Raw genomic sequence first — 11,536 nt, 5'->3', positions numbered from 1 at the left:
TTGGGCGCTCGGTGCGCTTCGCGCACCATTGCTTGTGCCAGTTGCGTAAGTCCTGATCTGTAAAGATGCTCTCACTGTGATTAATCGCTGTGAATCACATGATGAGCTTGATTTTCTCTTTCCCGAAATTATCCGCATTAAAAATCATGATTTAGCAGTACTATATTCGTGGCAAAATCATGTTGATTGGATGCGTTCGCTTCCTTCATCAGAATTAAAACTTTTAAATAGCGCTAATTTTAATAGTTCAGGTTCTGACTACTCCACAATCAATTCAGCAGAACCACCAGAACAATTACTATATGAGAGTTTAACCGAAAAGTCTCATTTATATTCGCTTCGTGACCAGTTGTTATTTATATTCAAGCCTGAACTACGTCGAGAATACGAACTTTATATTAGTCAACAAGCTGTAATTACTGGTCATAAAACATTAGTTACATCTAATTTGCAACAGGCATCAGACCTAACTGTTGCTAATCTTTATTACTACTTTAACATTAGAGATGAATCTAAAAATGAGACAGAGGTAGTTTCAGCTAACTAAAACAGCTACGGCAATTATTGAAATAACTATTTTTTTAAAGTCCGCATCAGCTGACTTTTTTGTATAGCCGCTTATATCACTACCTTTTGACGATCTCGCAGCAATGACATTTGGAATGATTCGCTTTCAGCTAAAAGCATTAGGCACTCCAATTGGAGCTTATGATTTACACATTGCCGCGATCGCGCATATAAGCTCAATGCCTATTCCTCGTGTCTTTAGCAGTTATAGCACTAGTGACTTCCAAATCATCATACTTATTGACTTTGTAGATGATGGTCGAAAGTAACCAACTAAATACAAAGATGGCAATGATTAAGTAACCAATTGTGCCAAAGTTATCACCTAGTTGACTAATGAAATCCCAAAATGGACTTTTCAGTTGTAACTGATCGCCAATAATATTCAGAGCCTCAATTCCGCCAATGACCACAGCAACTAGTACAGAAACTAGGGTGATGGTCATGTTGTAGTAGAGCTTGCGGATTGGTTTTACGTAAGCCCAGCCATAAGCACCAAGCATTAAAATGCCGTCAGTGGTGTCAATTAGGGACATACCTGCGGTGAACAAAGCTGGAAATAATAGGATCGACCAGATAGGCAGACCTTTAGCGGCTTGATTCGCAGAAATCCCCAGCAGTGCTACCTCTGTCGCCGTGTCGAAGCCTAAACCGAAAAGGAAACCTAAAGGAAACATTTGCCAGCTACTATCTATCAACCGAAACAAAGGACGGAAGATGCGACCGAGTAACCCACGTTGGTTCAAAAATTCATCTAAGGATTGTTCGTCGTAGATTCCTCCTCGCTTGACAGTTTGGAAGGTCTTATAAACATCCCATAGCACCACCATATTGATTGCTGCAATTGCTAGTAGGAAAAGTGCAGAAACGCTACTACTAATTAGCCCCCCAACTTTTTCAAAACTGGGAAAATTGTTATGGATGGTTGTAGTGGTTAAAGCGATCGCCACAGAGGCGAAAATTACAACCGTGGAATGACCTAGAGAGAAGAAAAACCCAACAGCAACAGGTCGTTTGTTCTCCTGCATCAATTTACGGGTAACATTGTCAATCGCGGCGATGTGATCGGCATCTACAGCATGACGTAGACCAAAGCTATAAGCTAATACGGCAGTGCCAAGCAGAAGGGGGTAGCTGTGGAATGTAATCAGGGCAAGTACCCAGATCAAAATATTCACGCTAATCAGGAACGCATAGATGTTGATAACTTTACGTCTAACGTTTCTGGAACTATCGTTGAAAACACGTAAAAATCTAGATACCATGTATCATTCCTTACAAAAGCATATTTCGACAAGCTGAAAAACGAATGAGACTCTATATCAGCCGTACCAGCATACTGAGCCAGCCTATAGAAGTTTCATTCATCAAAATTACTTACATTGACATTGACGTAAGGTTTAGTAAAACCTATCTAAATGACAGAGGTATTGCAAAGTTATGTCAAAAGTGTGACTAGTCGGTCATACTTCATAACGGTGAGCAGCATTGGCAGCCTGAAATCTTTATAAATAGGACTTGTCAGCCCAGTTACAAAATCAAGGGGTTAATACCCGCCTAGGCAAGACCCTCACCCCCTGCCCCTCTATCAAAATTGGTAGAGGGGAGCAAATTATCTAGTTCCCCTTCTCCCAATTTAAGAGAAGAGGTGTAGGGGATGAGGGCAAAACGTCTTCTCAAAGCAGATTTTTTCTGAAGTTGACACCAATGGCTTTCCGGCCTACCCCACAAGTAGTAGTAATTTATTTGTTGGAAATCCCTTAAACAATGGCGCATTTAGCGAGAATGACTTCTAGCCGATTCTCTACTTGCTCAAGTTATTGGCGCTTTTAATAAATCCACATCTTTTGGGCTTCACGTTGTTCTAGAGTTTCGTTGTGAGCCTTTTGCTGCTGTTTTAGGAGATTTTCGGAAAGTGCGATCGCTCGACTGGCTGATTTATAGCAACCCTTTCAAGTCCATGAACTCCTAGATGGCAGATCCTTGCTAAAGTAATAGTTATGGATGTTCAGAACCACAACCCATCTTTTATAGGAATATATGGATCACTATGAAATTATGTAGGGCGAACGATGGGAATTGAACCCACGAATGGTGGTACCACAAACCACTGCCTTAACCACTTGGCTACGCTCGCCATTCAACAATTTGAATTATAGCAAAAATTTGGCAAGCGATCAAGAGCTTTTATTCAAGGAACGGACTCAGTTGATTTAGAGTCTCTGGAATCTAAGGATTACAAGGAATTTTATTTGGCAAACATGAAACCCTTAACCATCATTGCATATACTGGAGCAGCAGCAGGACTCGCCGTTTTGGGTGTAACAATGGCGAAGACCAATCCCAGTCAGGTTGAATATGAAGAATATGCAGTGCAACGGCTGACAAAATACTTAAAAACTGATGTATGTAAAAAAACTACGAATATTATAGAAAATTTAATCCGTTTTAATTGTGATAAGTTGGTTGACTCGGCTAACCCGCAAATCCAAGAAATTGTCGCCAGGACTACAGAAAGACAAAATTACATTATTTTTAGCATTTATCGTACAGATTTAAAAATAAATTCTTGGATGCCTTCTTACAAATTTGAAACAGTGGGAGCCTTGGATCAATTTTATACTTACACTGCCGAAAAACAATAAGAGCCTGTTTACGATCTTTTTTTGCAAAAAGGCTGAAATGTGCCTAAACTGAGAGGATCAGAGAAAGCTAAGTGAAGCACGCCAAGAAACAACGAGACATTTCATTAATGCTTTTTCAAAGCAATCATACGAACTAACTTTTATGGACACGGATGTGCTTGTTGCCGTAGCCGGACTTTTGGTGCGTAATCATAACAACCCCACTAATATAGGTCAAACCAAACAAGCTTTGGGCATTATCTTGTCCACAACGGCTATGCATCTGACGCTGATGTTTAGGAAACGCTATATTACTACCAGCTTAATCTTAAGTAAAATATAAGAATTAGTAACTGAGAATTCAAGCTTTGCCGATGTCATCTGCTTATCTGCTACTATCTCACGGAAGTCGCGATCGCCGTCCAGAAATTGCTATGCAGCAACTAGCAAAGCTGGTATGTCAGAAATTGCCCCAAAATCATAACCCATCAAATAGTGTACATCTGGTTGGTATAGCTGCTTTGGAAATGAGTCCTCAGCCTTTACACGAGCAGATTCAACAATTTGCTAAAAGCGCTTTTGGCGATTGTGGAGTGTCTTCAAAGCAGAATCGTCTAAAAATTGTACCGCTATTTCTGCTGCCGGGAGTGCATGTAATGTCAGATATTCCCGCCGAAGTAGCACTAGCACAACAGGCTTTTGGTCAAGATATCATGATTGAGTTGCAACCATATTTAGGCTCTCACCCCAATTTAGAGAAATTGCTGGCAAAGCAAATAGCTGCTATAAAAGCAGAAGCATGGATTCTATTAGCTCATGGTAGCCGTCGCCCAGGTTCTGAAGAAACTGTGTCAGCAATGGCGGCGAATTTGGGAGCAGTGGCTGCTTATTGGGCTGTCCCTCCTAGTTTAGAATCACGGGTGAAAGAGTTGGTAGCTGCTGGTTATCGGGAGATTGCTATTTTGCCATACTTTTTATTCGCTGGTGGAATAACCGATGCGATCGCTGCCTCAATAGAGGAGCTAAAATTACAATTTTCTGCGGTGAATTTCCAATTGGCAGAACCACTGGGAGCAAGTGCAGAATTAGCCGAGCTAATTTGGGATTTAATAGATAGATGAACCGCACAGAAAAACAGGATAACAAGTATTTGGGAAAGGTTTATTTAGTAGGTGCAGGACCTGGAGATCCAGGACTAATAACTCTGAAGGCGAAAGGTTTATTGGAATGTGCAGATGTAGTTATTTATGATGCCTTAGTGAGTCCGGCAATTCTGGCAATGATTAATCCCCAAGCAGAGCAAATTAATGCTGGTAAGCGTGCGGGGAGACATTCTTTGTTGCAGTTAGAAACAACTCAATTGCTGATTGATAAAGCGCAGGATCATGCAATTGTGGTGCGGCTAAAGGGTGGCGATCCGTTTATTTTTGGCCGCGGTGGCGAAGAGATGGCAGAATTAGTCAAAGCCGGAATATCAACGGAAGTTGTGCCAGGTATCACATCGGGGATTGCAGCCGCAGCCTATGCAGGTATTCCTTTGACTCATCGACTCTATAGTTCTTCAGTAACATTTGTTACTGGGCACGAGGCGGCGGGTAAGTATAGACCGCTAGTGAATTGGAATGCGATCGCCCACGGTTCCGAAACCATTGTAATTTATATGGGAATTCACAATCTACCTTATATTGTGGAGCAATTAAGTGCAGCTGGGTTAAATTTAGAAACGCCCATTGCTTTGGTGCGCTGGGGTACGCGGCCAGAACAAGAAGAATTGATTGGTACCTTAGAGACAATTGTAGAGCAGGTAGAGCAAACTGGATTTGGTGCGCCTGCGATCGCAGTCATTGGACAAGTGGTAAATATGCACAGTATTCTATCTGCTTGTCGTCCAGTTTGATGGTTGCTACAAAAAAAGAAAAATCAGAAGTCTAGAGAAAGCAGTTTAGATGGCAGAGTTTTGCTCTCCAATGTCTTTAAGTTTCTCGAGTCCAAAATGCCAATCCTCCTCCCCGGCCGCGAGCTGCAATGAAATCTTCCGTCACTGAAAAGAAGCCAAAGAAGGGTAGTTTAGCTATGGGCTGGTTGTAGAAATCTTCTGTTTTAACTTTACCAAAACGGATTGGTCTGTTGTAAACAACACCACCAAACAGACTGATAACTATGTGGTTAAAGTCAAACGCCAATAAATTTTTTTGAGTTGAATATTGCACTGGTCCGGTGAGCTTTAACAAAACTGGGCCAAATTCAACCTGATTAATAATTTCGCCTCTGTGCGAATCCTGTTCCAAAATGGGATTAAAGGAAACATGGACTCTTATAAACTGGGGTACATAGAAACCCTTGCCTAATACAATTCCCCCGCGCTCTCTGACTTTATTAGTGCCAGTCACAAAGGAAAGTTGCCATTTACCTAAAATAGACTCGAACGGATAAGTTAATCGTTGCTGCTTGGCAGATTTTTCTGCTTGTAGCAACGCATTTACTAATATTTCAGCACTAGGGCGTGTGCCTCTGTGTCTTCGATAGGCAGCCGCAGCATAGGATAGCACGGTTACAAAGCTAAATGTCGCTTTAGATGTCAAATCAGCTGTCATGAAAGCACTGTGGATTTAACTATTTCTTTACTTTATTGAAGAGATTGTACCCTTATCGGGAGTCGGGAATAGATATTTTCATGGTTAGTTCTAAGATTTTATCGGGATTAATACCCAAAAATTATCAACCTCTAATTCCTGGACTGCTGCCGAATTGGACTAAGCTGTTCCACATTTAAGTTGGATAATTAGGGTGGACAAGATGCCCACCCCACAAGAGTTCTGTTTATATTCGGTTATGCTAAATTAGATATTTTTCAGCTTATAGGCAACAGCCCCAAGATGGGCATTGCCATGCTCTACATGGGAAGGAGATAATGTCATGTCACCTTGACAGTGCTAATCCTGCCTTCACTAGGAAAATCCAGTACATCTAGATTTTTGGCTCTTGATTAATGACCAAATTCTGTGACAATAGTTAACAATTAAAACTTACGCAAAACTATATTCATGTAGCCGAAGGCTTCCTGTAACACTTCCCTACGGGAGGCGCAAGGGACGTGGAAGCTAGCTACGCGGTAGCGTCTTTGCTGGAGATGGGTATTGCTCCTACCTAAAAAGCATTCTTTTCAGCTATTGTTTGCGTAAGTCTGACAATAAACCGGAATACGGAATCTAAGCTACTCATGAGCCAGAGTTATCAAAACAGCCCTTTGCCACGCCAACCTGTTCAATCATCTTTCCATTGGTTATACGCTTTCTGGAAATTCTCTCGCCCCCACACGATTATTGGTACAAGTCTGAGTGTTTTAGCTTTATATTTAATTGCCATTGCCATTAGTAATCCTAATCTTTCCCCACTCCCATTCGACTACGCTCACGGCAAGCCGACTCCCGACTCCCATTCGACTACGCTCACGGCAAGCCTACTCCCTCTCTTAGGCGCTTGGATTGCTTGTTTGTGTGGGAATGTCTACATTGTGGGGCTGAATCAATTAGAAGATGTTGATATTGACAAGATTAATAAGCCTCATTTACCGTTAGCATCAGGTGAATTTTCCCGGCAGATGGGGCAATTTATTGTTGCTTTGACTGGGATTTTGGCGCTAGTTGTGGCGTGGCTAACTGGGCCATTCTTATTGGGCATGGTGGCAATTAGCTTGGCCATTGGTACTGCTTATTCTTTACCGCCTATTCGCTTGAAACAGTTTCCATTTTGGGCAGCGCTATGTATTTTTTCGGTGCGCGGTACGATTGTTAATTTAGGATTGTATTTACACTATAGTTGGGCGCTGAAACAAAGCCAAGTAATTCCGCCCGTGGTGTGGGTGTTGACATTATTTATCTTGGTGTTTACCTTTGCGATCGCCATCTTTAAAGATATACCAGATATAGAAGGCGATCGCCTCTATAATATCTCTACTTTCACGATCAAACTCGGTTCCCAAGCTGTGTTTAATCTGGCTCTTTGGGTGATAACTGTCTGCTATCTGGGAATAATTCTAGTTAGTGTGCTACGTGTTGCCTCAGTTAACCCCATATTTCTGGTAATTACTCATTTGGGGCTGCTAGTTTGGATGTGGTTGCGGAGTTTAGCAGTAGACTTACAAGATAAAAGTGCGATCGCTCAATTTTACCAATTTATCTGGAAACTATTTTTTCTGGAATATCTAATTTTTCCTATCGCCTGCTTTTTGGCTTAGACAATGCTAGAAACCTTTCCTACCAGTTCTCTTATCCCTGCTCTTGTAGTGGTTCTCAGTCTGTCAATCCTTGGCTATTTCGCTTGGAAAACTTTGATTACTTCAGACTTGTTTCAAAAAGGAATCAATCTGGCTCAAGTAAAAGATTACCAAGGCGCAGAAGCAGCATTTCGCAAAGTGATTTCCCTGAACTCTACTAATGATGTGGTGCGCTTGTTTTTAGGAGATGTTTTAAATCACCAAGGGCAAGTAGAAGAAGCAACAGAATTATTCCGGGAAGTGATTCGCCGCAGTCCGAAAAATCCTGATGCTTACTTGCGTCTAGCGAATATTCTCATGCAGCAAAAGCGAGAAGAGGAAGCTAAAACTAACCTGCTACAAGCTAAAGATTTATTACAAAAACAGCGCCAACCTGAAAAAGCTAAAAAAATCACTCAGCTTTTAGATAAAATGAGTGCTAAGTCAAGTGAATCTTAAGTTGAGTGAGAATTACGGAGATTAAATTTTCCTGTTCCGTCTCCTAATTTTTTTACCATTCCCATCATGATGGTGAGAATGGTTTTTGTTTTGGAATTTATCAGTGTGTGCCGTAATTATGTCCGCAATTTTCGCAAGTGTTACCACTCCCTTCATCGCCCTGACAATTGCAATCTGATGCGCTACAAGCTCCATAGCCACATTAACAATTCAAAATTCAAAATGACGCTCTCTACGAGACGCTAAAAGCGAACGCGGACTCGCTAACGCTGCGCTAACAAAATTCAAAATTAAAGATATTTCAGACGTTCGCGTAGCGTCTCGTAGAGAAGAGAAGTGCCTTGCGTATTTTCCAAGAGTTGTGGGAACTTCGGGGGATTTAAACTCCGATGGTTCCTGAGCCCTTCGACAAGCTCAGGGTAAGACCTGTGGTTCGCGTAGCGTCCCGCTTTCTAAGGACTGAAACTGGTGCTACGTATAGCCGTAGGGGTCTTAAACCCTTCAATGTACGATAAATTGATTTAGGGGTTACTAGTAGATTTTATAGATTAAAAAAAAATCAAGTATTTATGATGTCAGACATAATATCAGAATTGTGGACTAATTTTTTTACATCAGGATCATTTATTCCACATGGACACTGCTATCTATGGCAAACAAATTTAGTTTGGTTACACATATTATCTGACTCGCTCATTGCACTAGCTTATTACTCGATTCCAGCTACACTCTTCTACTTTGTCCGCAAGCGGCAGGATTTGCCCTTTGATTGGATTTTTCTACTATTTAGTGCATTTATTGTAGCTTGTGGCACTACTCATTTAATAGAAATTTGGACGCTTTGGCATCCAACCTATTGGCTGTCGGGGTTTGTCAAAGCAATAACTGCAATCATATCTGTAATTACAGCAGTACAACTTGTGTCTCTAGTTCCACAAGCACTGGCACTTCCTAGCCCTGCTCAACTAGAACAAACAAATCAAGAACTTCAAATACAAATAGCCGAACGCTTAGAGATAGAGGAAGAACTGCGAAAATACCAGAATCATCTCGAAGAAATGGTTGCTGTTCGCACCAATGAAATTACCAATACCAATGAGCAATTACAACAAGAAATCCTTGAACGCCAACGCATCTTAGAAATTCTCCGACAAAGCGAAGAACGTTACCGTTACTTGGCTGAGGCAATTCCTCAACTTGTATGGACAACCGATGCTAACGGTGAATGTGATTTTTTTAATCAAAATTGGTGCGACTACACTGGGCTAACATTAGAGCAGTCCTTGGGTTATGGTTGGTTGGCGGCATTGCATCCAGATGATGTCCAAAGTGCTGATGAAATCTGGTCTAATGCTGTAAAAAATAGGACTATATATAATAATGAATATCGCTTCAAACGGGCTTTTGATGGCTCCTATCGTTGGCAGCTAGCGCGAGGTTTGCCACTCAAAGATGAGCAAGGTTTTGTAGTGAAGTGGTTTGGAACATGTACAGATATCCACGAACAAAAACAAATACTTGAAGAACGGGCGCACCTACTGGAATTAGAACAAGTAGCACGAGCGAAAGCAGAAACAGCCAATCGAATTAAAGATGAATTTCTGGCCGTCCTCTCTCACGAACTACGCACCCCACTAAACGCAATTCTCGGCTGGTCAAAGTTGTTGCAAACCCGCGCTCTTGACCAAGCAAAGACATCTGAAGCACTAGCCACAATCGAGCGGAATGCCACCTTACAGGTTCAACTCATTGAGGACTTGCTGGATATCTCTAGAATTTTACAGGGCAAACTGACGCTGAATATTACGAAGATTAACCTAGGGTCTACAGTACTGTCTGCGCTAGAGACAATGCACTTAGCGGCAGAAACAAAGTTGATTGAGGTGAATACAGCATTTACACCGGATGTACGACAAGTTATGGGCGACTCGACTCGTTTGCAGCAAGTCGTCTGGAATCTCGTTTCTAACGCTATCAAATTTACACCCAAGGGTGGAAAGGTAGAAGTACGACTAGAGCAAGTTGATGACTATGCTCAAATCATCATTAGCGATACAGGTAAGGGAATTAGCGCTGAGTTTTTGCCTTATGTGTTTGATTACTTCCGCCAAGCAGATAGCACCTCTACTAGAAGTTTTGGTGGATTAGGACTAGGATTGGCAATTGTGCGTAATATCATCGAAATGCATGGCGGTATCGTCAAAGCAGAGAGCGAAGGTGAGGGTAAAGGAGCAATATTTACTGTTAGCTTACCGCTTCTGCCAGATGAAAGCCCAAGCCTGACGGATGAACAAAACTACCCTGCATTTTTAGCTACTAACTCCTTACTTCTCACTGGCCTTCGGGTTTTAGTTGTCGAGGATGATGATGATTCCCGAGATTTTATTACTTTTGTATTGGAGCAAGATGGGGCTTTTGTAATTGCGGTATCTTCCGCATTTGAAGCATTACAAACCCTAGCAGAGGTAAAGCTAGATGTGTTGGTCAGCGATATTGGTATGCCCGATATGGATGGCTATATGTTAATACATCAAGTGAGAACTTGGACAGCAGAACAAGGTGGAGAAATTCCAGCAATTGCCTTGACTGCCTTTGCTAGAAACGATGACCAGCAAGAAGCCCTAAAAGCTGGGTTTCAATTGCATTTATCCAAGCCTCTTAACCCAGAAGAATTAATTGCAGCCATTGTTCAACTTCTCGAAACAAAAATGTCAGAAATTACCTAAAAAATAAATTTTTACTCCTAATAAAGCCGCACCTATTGTCTACAAATGGACAATTACAGCAGAATTCAGAATTTAGAATCCAGAGGTAAAACAGGGTTTATACCTTACTTTGGGACGAATCTATCTGTACTTCACCAACTTTAAACCTGCTGTATATTATATGAGAGTACACTGGTATCAAGTTAGGTTAATCACTTATAATTCCTGTTATAATCCAATAGGCTTGGGTTAAGAAAAATAGTAGGTTGTGTTTTTATGATGGCAATTAGCCGAAATCTATATTACACGTAAACCAAGCAGATAAGGTAATAAAAATGCTGAAAAACAAGAATGTACTGGTAGCAGCTATTATCTGCTTGGGTTTGAGCAATGCTAATACTGCCTTTGGTAGAAATGTTGGCGTTGTTTTGTCAAAAATTGATGATGCACAGTCCGCAGTGACTCAAAACAAAAACGCAGTTGCTAACTTCGAGCAAGGAACCAATCTCTATAAACAAGGAGATTTAAAAGGAGCAGAGGCGGCTTTTCTCAAAGCAATTGAACTGGAACCCAACTTTGTACAAGCTTATATTGGTTTGGCAAATAGTCTCGACGAGCAAGGGAAACCACAAGAAGCGATCGCTATTTATAAAAAAGCCATTAGCCTCGATCCGAAAGACTCTGTAGTATACTTGAATTTGGGTTTGACTTTAGCAAAACTGAATCAGTTAGAAGCGGCGATCGCCCAATATAAGAAAGCCCTCAGCCTTGAACCGAACTATGCAGACGCTCACTATTACTTAGCGAACGTCTTATACGCTCAACAAAAGCCAGCAGAAGCAGTCGCCGAATATACAGCAGCCATTCGCCTCAATCCGAAAAATCCAGTAGCTTATAATGCCTTGGGAAATGCTCTGTATGCTTAA

The 11,536-nt window shown here is 41.4% G+C and carries 11 protein-coding genes and 1 tRNA gene; 9 read left to right on the top strand and 3 right to left on the bottom strand.

What is annotated here, in order from left to right:
- The first annotated feature begins 76 nt into the window (after positions 1 to 76).
- Positions 77 to 547 (top strand): hypothetical protein, encoded by a 471-nt coding sequence (locus HWQ38_RS37280; protein WP_366933392.1) that lies wholly within the window; start codon positions 77 to 79, stop codon positions 545 to 547.
- 196 nt (positions 548 to 743) lie between these two features.
- Here HWQ38_RS37280 and HWQ38_RS37275 read toward each other — a convergent pair whose 3' ends face one another.
- Together HWQ38_RS37275 and HWQ38_RS37270 are read right to left on the bottom strand one after the other, a co-directional pair.
- Positions 744 to 1,832, bottom strand: a complete 1,089-nt coding sequence (locus HWQ38_RS37275) for a HoxN/HupN/NixA family nickel/cobalt transporter (RefSeq protein ID WP_292804562.1) — start codon at positions 1,830 to 1,832, stop codon at positions 744 to 746.
- A gap of 799 nt (positions 1,833 to 2,631) precedes the next feature.
- Positions 2,632 to 2,704: transfer RNA gene (locus tag HWQ38_RS37270), tRNA-His, on the bottom strand.
- A gap of 124 nt (positions 2,705 to 2,828) precedes the next feature.
- On the opposite strand from HWQ38_RS37270, the gene HWQ38_RS37265 reads away from it, so the two are divergent.
- From HWQ38_RS37265 to cobA, 4 genes are all read left to right on the top strand, one after another.
- The gene (locus HWQ38_RS37265) at positions 2,829 to 3,212 is read left to right on the top strand and encodes a DUF4359 domain-containing protein (protein WP_292804567.1); all 384 of its coding nucleotides are present in this window, start codon (positions 2,829 to 2,831) and stop codon (positions 3,210 to 3,212) included.
- Between the two features lie 142 nt (positions 3,213 to 3,354).
- Positions 3,355 to 3,534, top strand: coding sequence for a hypothetical protein (locus tag HWQ38_RS37260; RefSeq protein WP_292804559.1), 180 nt, complete (start codon positions 3,355 to 3,357; stop codon positions 3,532 to 3,534).
- 31 nt (positions 3,535 to 3,565) lie between these two features.
- Entirely contained in the window at positions 3,566 to 4,312 is a 747-nt protein-coding gene (locus tag HWQ38_RS37255) for a sirohydrochlorin chelatase (RefSeq protein ID WP_292804557.1), read from the top strand.
- Positions 4,309 to 5,088: a uroporphyrinogen-III C-methyltransferase gene (gene cobA, locus HWQ38_RS37250; RefSeq protein WP_292804554.1), complete on the top strand. Its 780-nt coding sequence runs from the start codon at positions 4,309 to 4,311 to the stop codon at positions 5,086 to 5,088. Before HWQ38_RS37255 ends, cobA begins: the two co-directional genes overlap by 4 nt.
- Before the next feature lie 76 nt (positions 5,089 to 5,164).
- Here cobA and HWQ38_RS37245 read toward each other — a convergent pair whose 3' ends face one another.
- The gene (locus HWQ38_RS37245; protein WP_292804551.1) at positions 5,165 to 5,785 is read right to left on the bottom strand and encodes a hypothetical protein; all 621 of its coding nucleotides are present in this window, start codon (positions 5,783 to 5,785) and stop codon (positions 5,165 to 5,167) included.
- Positions 5,786 to 6,411: 626 nt separating this feature from the next.
- On the opposite strand from HWQ38_RS37245, the gene HWQ38_RS37240 reads away from it, so the two are divergent.
- From HWQ38_RS37240 to HWQ38_RS37225, 4 genes are all read left to right on the top strand, one after another.
- Complete coding sequence (locus HWQ38_RS37240; RefSeq protein WP_292804548.1) at positions 6,412 to 7,428, top strand: homogentisate phytyltransferase; 1,017 nt, start codon at positions 6,412 to 6,414, stop codon at positions 7,426 to 7,428.
- A 3-nt stretch (positions 7,429 to 7,431) separates the two neighbouring features.
- Complete coding sequence (locus HWQ38_RS37235; RefSeq protein ID WP_292804545.1) at positions 7,432 to 7,905, top strand: tetratricopeptide repeat protein; 474 nt, start codon at positions 7,432 to 7,434, stop codon at positions 7,903 to 7,905.
- 572 nt (positions 7,906 to 8,477) lie between these two features.
- Complete coding sequence (locus HWQ38_RS37230) at positions 8,478 to 10,631, top strand: PAS domain-containing hybrid sensor histidine kinase/response regulator (protein ID WP_292804565.1); 2,154 nt, start codon at positions 8,478 to 8,480, stop codon at positions 10,629 to 10,631.
- Positions 10,632 to 10,945: 314 nt separating this feature from the next.
- Complete coding sequence (locus HWQ38_RS37225; RefSeq protein WP_292804542.1) at positions 10,946 to 11,536, top strand: tetratricopeptide repeat protein; 591 nt, start codon at positions 10,946 to 10,948, stop codon at positions 11,534 to 11,536.

Source organism: Nostoc sp. NMS7, from assembly GCF_017115085.1.
In the GTDB taxonomy this organism is placed as follows: Bacteria; Cyanobacteriota; Cyanobacteriia; order Cyanobacteriales; family Nostocaceae; genus Nostoc.
The sequence above is the reverse complement of the archived record's forward strand: the minus strand, read 5'-3'. Positions and strand labels throughout refer to the sequence as shown.